The sequence below is a fragment of the Thermogymnomonas acidicola JCM 13583 genome, assembly GCF_001316105.1.
Lineage (GTDB): Archaea > Thermoplasmatota > Thermoplasmata > Thermoplasmatales > Thermoplasmataceae > Thermogymnomonas > Thermogymnomonas acidicola.
Map to the genome: position 1 here is coordinate 1 of NZ_BBCP01000010.1, position 13952 is coordinate 13952.

At 56.8% G+C, this 13952-nt stretch carries 16 protein-coding genes, 1 tRNA gene and 3 pseudogenes; 8 read left to right on the plus strand and 12 right to left on the minus strand.

Going from position 1 to position 13952, the window contains the following annotated elements; genetic code table 11:
• Positions 1–73 precede the first annotated feature (73 nt).
• Positions 74–250 carry a hypothetical protein gene (locus JCM13583_RS14120; protein ID WP_171823549.1) on the minus strand — a complete coding sequence of 59 codons (177 nt, stop codon included), beginning with the start codon at positions 248–250 and terminating at the stop codon, positions 74–76.
• Entirely contained in the window at positions 232–387 is a 156-nt protein-coding gene (locus JCM13583_RS14125) for a hypothetical protein (protein WP_171823550.1), read from the minus strand. The genes JCM13583_RS14120 and JCM13583_RS14125 overlap by 19 nt, the downstream gene beginning before the upstream one ends.
• Positions 388–572: 185 nt before the next feature.
• Here JCM13583_RS14125 and JCM13583_RS08875 point away from each other — a divergent pair, with 185 nt between their 5' ends.
• The 4 genes from JCM13583_RS08875 (at position 573) to JCM13583_RS08890 (ending at position 2913) form a co-directional block, all read left to right on the plus strand.
• Complete coding sequence (locus tag JCM13583_RS08875; protein WP_162509696.1) at positions 573–1148, plus strand: hypothetical protein; 576 nt, start codon at positions 573–575, stop codon at positions 1146–1148.
• Positions 1149–1278: 130 nt separating this feature from the next.
• Complete coding sequence (locus JCM13583_RS08880) at positions 1279–1752, plus strand: hypothetical protein (protein WP_075057421.1); 474 nt, start codon at positions 1279–1281, stop codon at positions 1750–1752.
• A gap of 515 nt (positions 1753–2267) precedes the next feature.
• Positions 2268–2651, plus strand: coding sequence for a 30S ribosomal protein S8e (locus tag JCM13583_RS08885; protein WP_075057422.1), 384 nt, complete (start codon positions 2268–2270; stop codon positions 2649–2651).
• 4 nt (positions 2652–2655) lie between these two features.
• Positions 2656–2913, plus strand: a complete 258-nt coding sequence (locus JCM13583_RS08890) for a signal recognition particle (protein WP_162509697.1) — start codon at positions 2656–2658, stop codon at positions 2911–2913.
• A 103-nt stretch (positions 2914–3016) separates the two neighbouring features.
• On the opposite strand, the gene JCM13583_RS08895 is transcribed toward JCM13583_RS08890, so the two are convergent.
• Both JCM13583_RS08895 and JCM13583_RS08900 read right to left on the minus strand, forming a co-directional pair.
• Positions 3017–3886, minus strand: coding sequence for a hypothetical protein (locus JCM13583_RS08895; protein WP_075057423.1), 870 nt, complete (start codon positions 3884–3886; stop codon positions 3017–3019).
• Positions 3883–4975, minus strand: a pseudogene (locus JCM13583_RS08900) (aminopeptidase P family protein). Before JCM13583_RS08900 ends, JCM13583_RS08895 begins: the two are co-directional and overlap by 4 nt.
• Before the next feature lie 61 nt (positions 4976–5036).
• Here JCM13583_RS08900 and JCM13583_RS08905 point away from each other — a divergent pair.
• The 4 genes and pseudogenes from JCM13583_RS08905 to JCM13583_RS08920 all read left to right on the plus strand — a co-directional run bounded on the left by JCM13583_RS08905 (position 5037) and on the right by JCM13583_RS08920 (position 7980).
• Complete coding sequence (locus JCM13583_RS08905; RefSeq protein ID WP_075057498.1) at positions 5037–5690, plus strand: 7-carboxy-7-deazaguanine synthase QueE; 654 nt, start codon at positions 5037–5039, stop codon at positions 5688–5690.
• Positions 5663–6966, plus strand: a pseudogene (locus tag JCM13583_RS14130) (dihydroorotase). The gene JCM13583_RS08905 and the pseudogene JCM13583_RS14130 overlap by 28 nt, the downstream one beginning before the upstream one ends.
• A gap of 39 nt (positions 6967–7005) precedes the next feature.
• Positions 7006–7611, plus strand: coding sequence for an HAD hydrolase family protein (locus tag JCM13583_RS08915; protein WP_162509701.1), 606 nt, complete (start codon positions 7006–7008; stop codon positions 7609–7611).
• 63 nt (positions 7612–7674) lie between these two features.
• Complete coding sequence (locus JCM13583_RS08920) at positions 7675–7980, plus strand: hypothetical protein (RefSeq protein WP_075057424.1); 306 nt, start codon at positions 7675–7677, stop codon at positions 7978–7980.
• Here the strand turns inward: JCM13583_RS08920 and JCM13583_RS08925 are convergent.
• The 8 genes and pseudogenes from JCM13583_RS08925 to JCM13583_RS08960 all read right to left on the minus strand — a co-directional run bounded on the left by JCM13583_RS08925 (position 7970) and on the right by JCM13583_RS08960 (position 13938).
• On the minus strand, positions 7970–8203 hold the full coding sequence (locus JCM13583_RS08925; protein ID WP_075057425.1) for a hypothetical protein: 234 nt from the start codon (positions 8201–8203) through the stop codon (positions 7970–7972). The two genes, JCM13583_RS08920 and JCM13583_RS08925, sit on opposite strands and share 11 nt — an antisense overlap.
• Positions 8204–8393: 190 nt before the next feature.
• Positions 8394–8618, minus strand: a complete 225-nt coding sequence (locus JCM13583_RS08930) for an MMPL family transporter (RefSeq protein ID WP_075057426.1) — start codon at positions 8616–8618, stop codon at positions 8394–8396.
• On the minus strand, positions 8615–8779 hold the full coding sequence (locus JCM13583_RS08935; protein WP_162509703.1) for an MMPL family transporter: 165 nt from the start codon (positions 8777–8779) through the stop codon (positions 8615–8617). Before JCM13583_RS08935 ends, JCM13583_RS08930 begins: the two co-directional genes overlap by 4 nt.
• Positions 8780–8890: 111 nt before the next feature.
• On the minus strand, positions 8891–11530 hold the full coding sequence (locus JCM13583_RS08940; protein WP_075057427.1) for an MMPL family transporter: 2640 nt from the start codon (positions 11528–11530) through the stop codon (positions 8891–8893).
• The gene (locus JCM13583_RS08945) at positions 11497–12000 is read right to left on the minus strand and encodes a DUF2203 domain-containing protein (protein WP_162509704.1); all 504 of its coding nucleotides are present in this window, start codon (positions 11998–12000) and stop codon (positions 11497–11499) included. Before JCM13583_RS08945 ends, JCM13583_RS08940 begins: the two co-directional genes overlap by 34 nt.
• Before the next feature lie 40 nt (positions 12001–12040).
• Positions 12041–12388, minus strand: coding sequence for a tRNA-binding protein (locus tag JCM13583_RS08950; RefSeq protein ID WP_075057428.1), 348 nt, complete (start codon positions 12386–12388; stop codon positions 12041–12043).
• Positions 12389–12457: 69 nt separating this feature from the next.
• A pseudogene (locus JCM13583_RS08955) lies at positions 12458–13704 on the minus strand (divalent metal cation transporter).
• Between the two features lie 160 nt (positions 13705–13864).
• Positions 13865–13938, minus strand: a tRNA-Arg gene (locus JCM13583_RS08960).
• Positions 13939–13952: the final 14 nt, after the last annotated feature.

Below are 13952 nucleotides of genomic sequence, written 5' to 3' on the forward strand. Positions count from 1 at the left end.
AGGTGAGAGGTACATTTTTGCTGGGTGTAAGAGGGATACTTATAATAATTTTTATACATGTGCATTCCTGGCATCACCTGAGAACAGCAACCATGCCGCCTATGAGAATCAGGGCGAACGAGAGTATGTAGAGCCCAGGGAAGATGTCAAGGCCCAGTACTGAGAGCGTTATCATTATGGCTCCAGCGTGCGTCCTCATGGTGTTGGCCAGTGCTGATGCGAATATACCGATCACGGGGAAGACAGCCATGTGTATGGCCCCCCCACAAGGCCGGGAAACGGCTGCACCCTTATGACCGGGTCAACAGGCGGATAGAGGAATGTGGCAAGCAGTATGGCGACGAAGACCAGCGATCCGGAGAGGCCGAAGCTCTGCTCGTACTTCACCGACATGCATAAACGACCTTTTATATAGAGGTTCACATCGGCCACAGGCCAATTCAGTACAGAAGGTTCCCAGTGGTGGACGGAAAGCACAGGGCAAGACCACTGCCAGGCCTGCAGTCCCCCCCGCCGTGCCAGGCATGGTTGGCAGGTGGAAGAGTTCAATACTGCCTGGCGATCGGGTTCTGTTGATCTACTACATCCTTGGACTGGCTGCAGCGATCGCGGCACTCCACATGGTTGCCCCGGACCACTGGGTACCGCTCTCGGCCCTGAGCGTGAGGTCAGGATACACGCAGAGAAAGACTCTTTCGCTTTCACTCCTGATCGGCATCACACACGGGCTGGCCACCTCCGCCCTCTCCGCCTCCGTTGCATTCCTGGGCCTCGTGTTCCTGAGCGGTGCCCTGGTGAGGTACATATCCTTTGTGCTCCTGATCGCTGTGTCCGTTTACATCGTAGCCAACGCCATCAGGGAACAGTCCGCGGGCACGGAGGTGCAGCAGGTATCCTTGGCAGCCAGCGTGATCCCAGACCCTGCCCTTGTCCCCCCCATACTGCTCCTTGCATCTCCATCCGGCCTCTATACGCTGTCGGTGGCCATTGTGGTCTTCCTGGCAGTGACAGTGGCCACCGTGGTCTGCATGGTCTATGTGTCCATGCTCGGCTACCTGAGGGGCCTATCGGGACTGAGGCCCGCCACCGTGGACTACATCGTTGCCGCTGTGCTGGCTGGCACCGCCCTCTACGTACTACTCTCCTAAATTACAATAGCCACCAGGACATGCCAGGCCATGCGCATAGCCTCTTTCCCTTTCCACTTGCCGGAGTGGGTATCTGGCCCACAGAGGGCATCGCTGATGCGTTTCATCTCCTCCTCTGCCCCCATCCTCCGTGATCCTTGTCTACGACGGGAGCAAGTTAAAGGGCAGCGCGGAGAGGGATGCCCACATGGAGGTGGTGGAGAGCATAGTCGATGCATGGGTGACCATGGTGCATGATGCCAACCATGGCTGTTACTCCTCCATGATGGCCGGAGCCGACACCATGGAGGAGAGGGTGAAGAGGAACATGCTCCTGATGGTCTCTGACACAGTGGAGTCATACCTGCGATCTTACTGGAAGGACCTCAGGAGCCTGAACTCTGAGGTCACGGATTCAATGTACAGGGCCAAGCACCGCCTCTTCTCCAGTGTGGTCTGGGACCTTGAGAGGTCGTGCTGGGAACACGTGAACGAGGTTGCGCTGGATAGGGTGCGCTCCTTCGGCTACACGGAGAGGACGCTCATGGTGGTTGACCCGGAGCTCTCCTACTGGTTCCAGGACCACATGCCCGAGGTCAGGAGGGCAGAGCTGCAAAGCCTGTAAACTACCCCGCCATTACGGACGGGGGGCATCTCCACCTCACGGTGAAGATTTCCTGCTTCTTCCAGGAAACTTACTATACACTCCCTCGGAAAAGGGAATGTACAGCAGAGGTCTCCTGTCCACAGGCTCTAAGGGCAGTGCCGGCCCTTCACGTGGAACGTTTAGGGGGGGAGCGCTGTGATAACGCTCTAAAGTCCGACCGCACTCAGTACAGGCGAACACACGGTCTTTCAGGGACAGTTCATTCTTGACGTATCCACACCTGGCATACTTCTTAGGTATACGCTGGATTCACCTTCACTACCCTCCCACCAGCCCTTTCAGCCTTTTAGGAGAGGTATCTCGTGAATTCAGATAAATTGGAGTGGAGGATATGCTCTCAGTGTCTAACTCCCGCTGCTCACTACCATCCCCCCCTCCCACACCGAAGGGGGCTTCCGCCCCCCCATTAAACCCCCCCATAAAGTTAAAGAAGGAAGCATGATGCCCAGCACGTTCGGTACAGAGTGATCGGGATGACCGTGTTTCAGGGAAGGGCTTCAAAGAAGTTCACAGGCGGGAAGTACAAGAAGTTAAGGAACAAGAGGAGGTTTGAGCTCGGCAGGGAGCCAACTCTCACGAGGCTTGGGCCGGAGAGCAGGAAGACCATCAGGGTCAGGGGGGGCGGCAACACGAAGACCTTCATAATGAGGGCAGAGTTTGCAAACGTCTATAGCCCAAAGGACAGGACAACGAAGAAGGTCAGGATCCTAACGGTGAAGGCCAACCCGGCCAACCCGCACTTCGTGCAGAGGAACATAATGAACAAGGGCACCATAATACAGACAGAACTCGGTGATGCTAGGATAACTTCAAGGCCCGGGCAGGAAGGCGTGATCAACGCCGTCCTGGTGCAGTGAAGCCATGGTGCAGGTAACCCTTTACTCCCAGTACTTCAGGGAGAGCAATACGAGGCGTCTCGGCAGGAAGATCTCCAGGAAGGCTGCCCGGAATTACTCCGATGCAAGGCTCGAGGAGATTCTGAGGTCCCTGAGGCTGAAGTTCGAGGTCAGGGATGCCAGGTACCCAAGGATACCATGGGAGCCCTGCAAGATGTACATAGTGGACAGCAACGTGAAGAAATCAACACTCATCAAGATGATAGAGAGGAAGTTGTCCTAGGGCACTTTCCTGCGCCTCTTGTAAGAATAGTACTGGAGCGGGTGCCTGAGCCACTCCCTAGCACAGACGGCATCGTCGCCTGCGTAGCACAGGTGGTTGGACTTCAGGACAGCGCACTTTGGTGGTGAATAGACTTTGCCTGATATCTCCCCCCTGTGACGTGGAGCACCTGGTACCTTGTCATCCTCTCGTTGTAGTCGGGGGCGGTCCTGAACAGGCTCATTATGTCCTCCCTGTCCATGCCAACGTTGAAGAGAAAACTCACCAGGGTAAACCTGGCCATGTGCGGGAGGTTCACCCCATCCCTCATCTGGTTCAGGTAGGTCGATATGCACGGTGGAAAGCTGTTGAAGTCAAGGCCCCCTGGCACATCGGCCCACTTCCTGGAAAGGTCCCTGAAGAGGTTTCCCAGCGATTCCACCATATCTGCATATCCAGATAGGGCCTCCCTGGCCTCCGAAACTTCGATGGAATTGTAGAGGTCAAGGAACAGGGCCACGAACCTCTCCCTCACAAGCGTTGCGAACACGTCCTCGCTCACCCTCACCGTACCGGAGTCCACGTCCTGGTATACGAGCCTGTATGTGGGCCCGCTTACCCTCTTCACGGTGGCCACGAAGTCGAACACAGGCACAAGGAACCTGTGGCTCCTGTAGTCGAAGGATGCCCTCATGCCCATGGAAGAGGCATATGAGACAGCATCCTCCGGGTCAGACTGCTTCACCGCAGATTCCACATGGTCCCGGGCAGTGTTGAGAGCCCTGGTGGTGAATCCCTGCTCATCTATGGCACGCAGTATCCAGAGGGAGAGGTAAAAGGTGTCGCTGTCCCTCGGGTCGGGCTTCTCTGACCGCGCCACGGACTCGAGGAAGTCAACGGCCCTCCTCCTGGCCTCAGTGCCCTCCTTGCTCCCCAGCAGCGTGCCGATCCTTGCCCTGAACTCCAGGAAGCCTTCCCTGGTTGGCAGGTTCATGAAACCTCGATCAGGTCTCTCGGTGCCGTGGTGATCCTCTCGTTGCCGTCCTTCCTGACCACCACGTCATCCTCTATCCTGACACCGCCGAACTTCGGGACGTATATCCCGGGCTCCACTGTAACGACCATTCCGTTCTTGAGCGGGAAGTCCAGGGTTGGCGTCAGCGCAGGGTGGTCGTGCACGTCCAGCCCGACGCCGTGCCCCCAGGGAGTGTATGAACCTGCCTTGTACTTTGTGCTGTCTATGACATTCCTGGCAGCAAGGTCAGCGTCCTTCCCGTTTGCGTTCTCCCTTATCACCTTGAATGCAGCCTCCTGGGCCTCGTAGACAACCTGGTGCATGTACTTCTGCTCCTCACTCGCATGGCCGAATACCACGGTGCGGGTTATGTCAGAACAGTACCGCCTGTAAAGGGCCCCCCCGAAGTCCATCAGCACGAAGTCGCCCCCCCTCCTGAGCTTCCTGTCACCGGGTGCGTAGTGCGGTATGGACGCATTGGGGGGGCCGAAGGCTATGATCGACCTGAACGAGGGCCCATCTGCGCCGGCCTTCATCATCTCGTAGTTGAGCTCTGCGGCCAGTTCCAGCTCCGTCATGCCCTCACGGAGCCTGTCCAGCACCCTCTCGAAGGCCTCACTGCCTATCCTCGCCGCCTCCCTGAGTTTCGATATCTCCTCCTCTGTCTTCAGCCTCCTGGCCTCTGCTATCGAACTTGTCACGTCTATGAACTCCTTGTCAGGTATCATCTTCAATATCTCCTTGTACTTGGAGAGCGTCAGGGCGGAGTAGTTGAGGCCTATCGTGTCAACACCCTCCACCTCCTTCCTTATGATGTCCCTGAACTCCTCCTGGTTCCTGAACACCAGCACCTCAAGCCCCCCCGTTGCCCTTGCTGACTGTTCCTCCAGCTGCGATGTCACGATCTTCACGCTTTCCGGCGTGACCACGAGCAGAGTGCTCGAAGAGCCCTGAATCTGCCCCCCCGGTCAGGTAAAAGAAGGTCTTGTCGACGGAATTCTCGTCACCGTTGAATATCAGGATCGTGTCTGTCTCCCTGGCGTACTCGAATATCCTCTTCGGGTCCATGGTGGGAAGAGTGGTAATGTAGATATAACAGTTAGCAGGGAGAGATATATCCAGCAAAGTGATGTGGTTATGTGCTCATAACGAGGTGTTCCACAGCATCCAGGGCGAGGGACTTTACATGGGCATACCCATGCTGTTTGTGCGAACGAACAGGTGCAACCTGAGATGCACATGGTGCGATTCGAAGTATACTTTCACAGGTGGCAGGGAGGTACCACTGGAAGAACTGCTCGGGGGGGAGGTGGAGAGGAGCAGGGAGCAGTGGGTCTGCTTCACTGGTGGGGGGGAGCCCCTCCTCCAGAGGGAAGCGCTGGAGTTCACGAAGAGGGTCGTGTCCATGGGCAAAAAGGTACTCCTGGAGACGAGCGGCTCACTGCCCATAAAGGAGTTCACCTTCTCACCCATGGTTTCCATAGACATGGACATCAAGACACCGTCTTCCGGGGGGGAGGAGAAGCACTTCCTGAAGGAGAACCTGGACTATATAAGGGATAACGACTACGTGAAGTTCGTCATAGCCAGCAGGGGGGGTGACTACGATTACTCCGTAGGCTTCATCAGGTCTATGCAGCGCAGTGTGAACGTGGTCTTCCAGCCTGCTTGGGGCACTGACATGCGCTGGCTGGCAGAAGCCGTGGTCAGGGACGCGCTGCCTGTGAGGCTCCTGCCGCAGTTCCACAAGTTCATATGGGGCGAGGCCAGGGGGGGCGTGTGAGGTGGTGGATCTTGCAGGAAACGGTTTATTCTGGCATATTCTACTACTTAGGCGAGTTCAGGGAGCTTGAGGTACTCGTGAGGGACGGTAGGATCGAGAGGGTTGGGATGGACATAAGGGGCTTTCCGGTGAAGCGCCTCCCCCCCGGTGCTGTCCTGCCCGCTGGAACGGACATACACGTCCACTTCAGGGACCCGGGGGAGACGGAAAAGGAGGACTTCGAGACAGGGTCGCTCTCTGCCATATACGGCGGCACAACCACGGTGTTCGACATGCCGAACAATGCAGTGCCGGTGGACAACTACGAGGTCTTCAGGGAGAAGCTGGCTAGGGTGAGGGGGGGGAGGTCATATGCGGACTTCGGACTCTACACCATGTTCACGGGCTCGAACGAGGAGGTCATATCCAGGGAGACGAGTGGGATCAAGGTTTTTATGGGCGGATCCACGAACTCGGTGGTTGTCCCGGAAATCGACGAGAGGAAGGCCAGGCCCTGGACTCATTCAACGTGCCTGTGGCCTTCCATGCGGAGGACCAGGGGGGGTGCCTGGCGGCACACCAGGTGGAGGCAAGGGACACGAGGGAATACAACAGGTCCAGGCCACTGGAGTGTGAGGTGGCGGCTGGGAAGGCAGTAGATTCGCTGAAGATAAGGAAGAGGGTCGTGGCCCACATGACATACCCTTACCTGAGCGCCGAGAGCAGTGTGGTGAGGGAGGTGACACCGCACCACCTCCTCCTCCATGACAGCATGGGCCTGGGGGGGCCGCTGGGCAAGGTGAACCCGCCACTGAGGGACAAGCCCACAGTTGAGGCCAATCTGGAGGCATACCTGAGGGGGGGCTACTACACCGTCCTGTCATCGGACCACGCGCCCCCCCACACGCAGGAGGACAAGGAGGAGTTCGAGTACGCCAGGGCGGGGATCGTGGGGGGGGTTGAGACGAGGATACCCCCTCATGCTGGCGCTGGTGAAGAAGAAGGTGCTTGACATGAAGGTCCTCATAGAGACCGCCTGTTCGAACCCTGCGAGGTAATGGGCATAAGAAAGGGCAGGATAGATGTGGGTTACTACGCAGACTTCATGTGTGTCGACCTGAACTCCATGAGGAGGGTGAACGAGGAGAGGCTGCACTCCAAAAACCCGTGGACTCCGTTCAACGGCTTCGATGCCGTGTTCCCGGAAACGGTGATAATGAGGGGCCAAACCGTCCTGGATAGGTACGAGGCCATTGAGGAGCCCCCCCTGGGTGAATTCGTTCGAGATCTGAAATAGCCCCCGATCATGATTTAATGCACCAGGCGATCCAGGGCCGTGATAAGGCTCATCCTCTCCGATGTCGATGGCACGATTACACACAGGGACAGGAGGATAGACGTTGCGGCCATAGAGGCAATCAGGAAGGCCATTGGCAGGGGCATCCTGGTGAGCCTTGTGAGCGGGAACGTCATACCCGTGATGTACGGGCTGGAGGTCTTCATAGGCCTCAACGCGCCGGCATTCGCGGAGAACGGTGGCTGCTACATCATGAAGGAGCACGTGGAGGCCTTCTTCTCAAAGGAGAAGCCGGAGGAGTTTTTGAGGCACATAGAGAGGATCACGTCGGCATACGGCATATTCTCTAATGCCTGGAGGCTCACCTCCATGGGCTTCGGGATGAGGGAGGACGATGAGGAGAGGGTCAGGGAGGAGGCGAAGAAGTTCGGGGGTGACCGTGACGAACAGCGGCTACTCATGGCACATACTGAACCCCCCCGGGCAGGACAAGGCGTTCGCTTTCAGGAAGCTCATGGAGATGTACTCCCTGGAGAAAGACGAGATACTGGTCATTGGCGATTCAGAGAACGACATGCCCATGTTCAGGGAGGCCGTGCACAGTGCCTGCGTGGGCACAAACGAGGTCCTCATGTCCATGGCTGAGACCGTGACATCAGGAAAGAACTCCTCAGGCTTCGTTGAGGCGCTCGGGAAGTACGGTATTGTATGAGGTCAACGTTCGGGAAGAGGGAGCTCAGGGCCATCGCCAGGGAACGCATTTGGCACATGTTCGACCTCGCCTCAGTGGAGGATGACCCAGCACTGGCCGCAAGATACATAGTGATCATGGAGAGGCTGGCCCTCAGGATGGATCTCACGCTACCCAAGGAGATCAAGAGGTCATACTGCAAGGTATGCAAGTGGCCATACAGATTCGGCACCGTGCTGAGGATAAGGAGGCGCCTGCTGATCGTGCACTGCGGTCACTGCGGTGATATAAGGAGGATCCCGCTGGAAAAGGTCAGTCGTTGAGCGTCTCGATCTGGAACATAACCTTGAATCCTTCCAGTGTGGCCTGTATCTTGTCCGCGAACCAGATCGAATCCTCTGCTGTTGCGTTCTCGCCCCCCCACTCGTATACCATGTCCTGCTCCCCCCCTATGACGGGCTTGAAGCCAAGGGAACGAAGCCTGTTGATCACTTCACTGGGTTTCGCACCCTCGCTTGAGAACGTAACTTTCAGGTAAGTCTTCATTGGATTCAGACCCCTCATAATAGAAACATATTTAGGTTTTTCCACGGCGGAGACCGTGTGCCAGCCACTCTTGGTACTGCCCGGGACGGCCTGGCATGTCCTCTGACTTCACCCTCCCATGCCAATCAGGATAGGTCGGCCCGCCAATGTGGCAGTCCTCTGGCACTTCCCGGGCCATAACCCGCCGTGCTCACTTGCCGCCTATCCTCTCCCTCAGCCTCGCGATGTTGCTGGGCCACCAGTTGTACTTTTTAAGGAACAGCATCACTGACGGCACAAAGAAGGGCCAGCTGACGAACGTGTCTATGAGGACACCGAGTGCCAGGCCTATGCCTATCTCCTGTATGATGCCTATGTCACTGAAGTAGAGGGACCCGAAGGTTGCGAACAGCAGGCTGCCCAGGGTTGCGATCACGCCCCCCCGTTCTCCGTGACGCCGCGCGCAATGGCCTCCTCGTCCCCTGATCCCTTAATGACGCTCTCCCTCACCCTGGTTACCATGAAGATGTCGTAGTCCAGGCCAACGGCCAGCAGGGTCACGAAGGTGAACATGGGCACGAAAATCAGGACCGGCATCCCAAGTGGGGGAGTAGTGCACTATACCGAACGTTATCGCCAGGGATATGACAACTGATGCGAGGACCATCGCTATGAGCCTGATGGGCGTGAAGAGAGAACTGAGCTGGACTAAAAGTATAACGAATATGGCAGCCGCAGGATAGGTATGATCTTCAGGAAGGCGGAAAGTGTAGCGGAGTAGGCCGCGTTAAGCCCCCCCTCAGTGAGGCCGCCCACATATGCAGGGTACCTGGAGCCCTGGGTGAAGTCCTTGACTATGTCCTTCACCGTGTTAGAGGAGTACTGGTCCCAGGCGACCTGCGACAGCTGGAAGGTCACCATGGCGTAGTCAGGGTTGCTGCCTATGTCACTGCTTATGGTGCTGTTGTATATTGATGAAAAGCGCCCATGCGTGACGTTCTGCACATTCACGTAGTAACCGAAGGGGTAGCTTGGGCCGAAGACCTCCGAGACACCCTTTACGGAACTGAGGTTCTCCTCCAGCCCGGTTATGTAGGCCATCTCGGTCATGTTGTATTTTCCCTCAGCTAAGAGGGGTGACGGGAACTTCACGATAACGTAACCCCCCCTGTCGAAGAAGTCCCCGTGGAAGGTGTCGTTCACGACCTGCAGTGCCTCCACTCCCGAGCTCTGGGGGGGTATCAGCCTGAACACGTCCATGTTCGTGGGCGTGATGAGGTATACGTAGAGGGCTATGACAGAGACAACGATGAACACAACGGCTATCTTCCCCCCCTTGTTCCTCAGCACTGCGCGCGATATCCTCCACATAGTCCTCTCCATGGGTATCGACTGAAGCTGCGCCGGGTGCCTCGGCCAGAAGACCCTGGGCCCCCCCGCCCTTTTCAAGAGCGCTGGGAAGAACGTGGTCGCGATCAGTATGGCCACGGCCACGCCAATTGCGTTCACGAGGCCCGAATCGCTGAACAGCGGGACGTCTGCGAGCCAGAGAATTATGTACGAGATCGCAACGGTGAGGCCGGAGGTGAGCACAGCGTTGCCTGCCCACTGGCCCGCATCCACAATCGCTTCCGGGTTACCTGACTTCACCTCCCTCCTGTACCTGGCCATTATGTAGACGATGTAGTCGCTGGTGAGGCCCAGGAGGAGTATGTAGAGGAGCGTGGGCGTTATGAAGGAGACTGTGGAGTGTAGTATCCTCCTGTATATCAGGCCATCAACTGCAGAAGATATGACCGCGGACATGCCGAACATGGACAGCGGCAGGAATGCTGCCACAGGTGACCTGAAGAAAATGCCCACTATAACTACCGAGATTGCAATGCCTATTATCAGGGCCCTCAGGAGGCCGTCTATGGCCTCGCTCTCGATCTCCTGGTCCAGGGCCGAGGCTCCTGCAACGTAGTACCTGCTGTCTGGCTCAACCGACTTAAAGTTGTCGCTTATGGCCTGTATGGTGTTTACCTGCTCCGGTGTGAGGTTGAACTGTGTGCTTATGAGTATTATGGTTGTGGAGTTGTCGTAACCAACAAACTGGTGCAGGAAGGCGGGTGTCAGCACGATCGGGTATGTGAGGTAACTGCCGGACAGGATGGTGTATGAGGCCAGTTTCGATGGGCTCGTCCCGTTCAGTGCTGTGAGGTAGCCAGTAAGGGTCTGGGTGTTTAGCTGGACCTCAGGGTTTCCAGAAAAGGAGTCAATGAGGCCTTGTTCGACATCGGATACAGTCCAGCCCTCGATCACAGGCCCTGTCATGGACTTTCCCGAGGCCCAGGACTGCTCTGCAATGTACGAGGGGGGGGTGAGGTTAAGTGCACTCAGCAGTTCTTCAGCCCTGCTGTTGTTTCCCAGCGAGCTGGATGTGTAGTTGACCGCGAAGGCCCGGGAGAATGAGAGGAGCGTGGAGTTGAACTGCTGCATATTCTCCACATACTGTTCCAGGGTGACATTGCCGGCCAGCCCTGCGGTTATGTTTGCCAGAAGTGGTTCTGTTGTGTTCAGTGCACGGTAGAACCCACCGTTTGGCTTTCCGTCAATACCACTCACTATTCCGGACCCTGTCTGCACCAGCACGCTGTACGGGGCGTTTTCCTTCACCGTGCTGTTCCAGGCGTAGCTGAAGAGATCAAGGTAAGAGGTGGCGAGGCTGGAGAACTGGGCCGGCATATCTCCCGCTGCTGACAGTGCGGCATGGTATGCCACGGAGTCCTCCACCGTCACGTTGCCGTACGCCTCGCTCGCGTTGAACGCCCTGATGAAGACCGCGGGCAGACCGTACTCAACCTCGGCAAGGCCGACTGTGGTCTGGTTCAGCTCGCTCTCCTCCGCGTTGAGGGTCGAGAGCAGGCTGTAGGTGCCGTTCAGCAGTGCCTTTGACGAGTTGCTGAAGGACTGCAGGGTCTCGTTCTCCACAGTGAGGAAGCTGGTTATGTTCACGCCGCTCCCAAGGGAATCGAGGTACGATGCAACGGCGCCCTGCAGCGATGCCAGGAGGTCTATGCCCCCCCTGACGCTATCTATGGGCGTCCCGTTAGTCACTATCACGAGTGTGGAGTTGGACGACGCGTTCCCGCCCCCACCGAAGTACGTGTTAAAGAGGTTCTGGGCGGTGTTAGCCATCGAGTTCGCCGGCACAATGTCAGACGCTATGTTGTACGAGGTGTCGTTGAAGAGTATGCCTGCAAAGGGGGGGAGTGAGAGGACAAGGATAACGAGCCAGATTATGATGACCTTGCCGCTGTGCCTCGTGACTGTTAGGGCCAGCCTCCTGAAAGCCCTTTCGAACATCGATATCGGGTGGTAGATAACAATCCGTTAGATAAACGTTGAAGAACAGCTCCGACGGTAAATGAACCGCCAGGGTTCCACGTAGTGCCACCGATCCACCCGTGCAAGTTACCTGGTCTCCAGGATCCTCTCCTCTCCCGTGATCCTCTTGCGCCCCCCGCGAATCCCTCGTCAACGTAGTGCCAGTACTTTATGTCTTCCTCGTTCTCCAGCCAGCACAGGTAAGCCGGCATGTCGTTTATCACCGCAGGGAAGTCCACCAGGCCTGCCTCTATGTCCCTGACTATGATGCCCTTTCTCCCTATCTCCTCCAGGATGGCCTCACCACGCGCGTACAGGACATCGTTCTGCTCCTTCGGTACCCACACCTCACGGCTGCCGAGCTCCCTGTATATGAGGCGCAGTTCGTCCAACCTCTCCCGCAGCCACGGTATCTCGTCCCTGGCAGTGGTGAGGTCGAAGTACTGCATGCATACCGATCGAATATACGGAAATATTTATTTCGCACCGCTACCCGATAACATCGCCTGGCTGTGCTCCCTCGTCCACTGAGAGCAGTTTCACTCCGTCCGGTGTCAGGGCGCCGAGGACGAGAACCTCTGACATGAAGTCCGCCACCTGCTTTGGGGGGAAGTTCACGACCGCAATGACCTTCCTTCCCACGAGTTCCTCAGGCCTGTAGTTGGTTATCTGCGCCGATGACTGCCTGTACCCTATGTCGGGTCCGAAGTAGATCTTCAGCCTGTAGGCCGGTTTCCTGGCCTTTGGGAAGTCCCTGACTTCCTCTATGACCCCCCCCACCCTTATGTCCAGGCTCTGGAACACTGAGAAACCGACCTTGTCCTTCTTAACGGACATCGGCCCGGTATAGGTGTTGCGGTGTATATCTTATTTGCACTGTGAGGACATGGGAGCACTGTCCATCTCCTATATGGACGTGGCCATGGCGATGAACGCTGTTGATACGACAAGTGCAGAGGAAGCCAGGTATGCAGCCTGGACACGCCTTGGCATGGTCAAGGGCCCCCCCATGACCTCAGGGTCCCTTCCTATGACCCACATTACCGAAAGGGGCGCTATGAGTGCTAGAACGAAGAACACGAGAAGGTATAGGACGATCTCAATCATTAACGATGCACTTACGAGTATCGAGGCAAACACTGCGGGAAGGCTTTCAGTGACGTACAGGAGCCAGTAGTTCTTCTGTTTCATGTCCAGGGCCTCAGCAACTCCCCCCCAGGCACTTCCAAGCGATATCACGATCAGGGCGATGAAACCCGCAGCCACCAGCCCGGCACTGAAGACAGCTGGTGCGTAGTCGCCGGCCAGGACTCTGAGCGTTCTTGATAGCTCTGCAGGTGTGGCGAAGAATGATGCGCTGGAAGCACTGCCAATGCCTGCAAAGGCCATCACCACCACGATCATCATGCCCTCAGTCACCATGGCCCCCCACCAGGGTCTCCGATCTAATCGACCTGATGGCTGCTCTCCCTTCAACCGCGATGTTGCTTGACCTCATCCCCATGACCTTCGTTCCTGTGGCGGAAGCCTGGAAGAACACCATGAAAGGCATGACAACAGCCCCCCCAACATCCGCTGCCAGTACAAGGAAATAATTCCTGCTATCACCGAGCAGGAACATGTTCGCTTCGGGGGGGTCTGTGTGTGGCAGTGGCCCCCCTGATGACCAGTGCAGCGACCAGGAAGGCGATGAGCAGAAGAGACATTGCGATGAGGGGGGGTTTCTCCGCCTGTCTGTACTTGCCCGAGGACACTATGGCTATATGGAGCACGTAGATCAGCGGCACCGTATACAGTATCGGGATTCCAGCAACCTCCAGGCCTATGCCTATGCCCAGGTATTCGATCGCGTAGGTTACCATGTCCGTGATCGCCATGGGAAGTGCCACTGCGGTTGCCGCTCTCCTGCCGTACCTCTCCCTGACCACTGTCCCAAGGCCTTTGCCGGTCGCTATACCGATCCTACCTGCCTGCTCCTGGATGATGAACAGCGGGATTACGAGAAGTGCCATGAGCCAAACGAGACCGTAACCGAAGGCTGCCCCCCCTGTCGATGCAGCCCCCCCTATGTACGAGGAGGCATCCATGTCTGCGATCATTGCAAGCCATGCCGGCCCAAAAAGGAGCAGCCATGTTCTGTAGGATCCCTTCATACTGAGCACCCGATACCGTCGTCCATGATGTAAGGCACTCCTGACATAATTAACACTGTTAAAAAATAGCTGATCCCCCCCTGCATAACTCCTGCTTCTATATTTTCCAATGGCACAATAGGGGGGGGTCACGGTGCTATTTAATCAAAATGGAATATAGCGGGCCTGCCGGGATTCGAACCCGGGTGTTCGGCTCCGAAGGCCGACAGGCTCTCCTGACTATCTCACAGGCCCGGACAATTATGGAT

Excerpts from the sequence above, each read along its gene's own strand:
- JCM13583_RS08890 (WP_162509697.1), top strand. The coding sequence starts at position 2,656 with ATGGTGCAGGTAACCCTTTACTCCCAGTACTTCAGGGAGAGCAATACG.
- JCM13583_RS08920 (WP_075057424.1), top strand. The coding sequence starts at position 7,675 with ATGAGGTCAACGTTCGGGAAGAGGGAGCTCAGGGCCATCGCCAGGGAA.
- JCM13583_RS08935 (WP_162509703.1), bottom strand. The coding sequence starts at position 8,779 with ATGCCGGTCCTGATTTTCGTGCCCATGTTCACCTTCGTGACCCTGCTG.
- JCM13583_RS08945 (WP_162509704.1), bottom strand. The coding sequence starts at position 12,000 with ATGCAGTACTTCGACCTCACCACTGCCAGGGACGAGATACCGTGGCTG.
- JCM13583_RS08950 (WP_075057428.1), bottom strand. The coding sequence starts at position 12,388 with ATGTCCGTTAAGAAGGACAAGGTCGGTTTCTCAGTGTTCCAGAGCCTG.
- JCM13583_RS08885 (WP_075057422.1), top strand. The coding sequence starts at position 2,268 with ATGACCGTGTTTCAGGGAAGGGCTTCAAAGAAGTTCACAGGCGGGAAG.
- JCM13583_RS08925 (WP_075057425.1), bottom strand. The coding sequence starts at position 8,203 with ATGAAGACTTACCTGAAAGTTACGTTCTCAAGCGAGGGTGCGAAACCC.
- JCM13583_RS14120 (WP_171823549.1), bottom strand. The coding sequence starts at position 250 with ATGGCTGTCTTCCCCGTGATCGGTATATTCGCATCAGCACTGGCCAAC.
- JCM13583_RS08905 (WP_075057498.1), top strand. The coding sequence starts at position 5,037 with ATGTGGTTATGTGCTCATAACGAGGTGTTCCACAGCATCCAGGGCGAG.
- JCM13583_RS08895 (WP_075057423.1), bottom strand. The coding sequence starts at position 3,886 with ATGAACCTGCCAACCAGGGAAGGCTTCCTGGAGTTCAGGGCAAGGATC.
- JCM13583_RS08940 (WP_075057427.1), bottom strand. The coding sequence starts at position 11,530 with ATGTTCGAAAGGGCTTTCAGGAGGCTGGCCCTAACAGTCACGAGGCAC.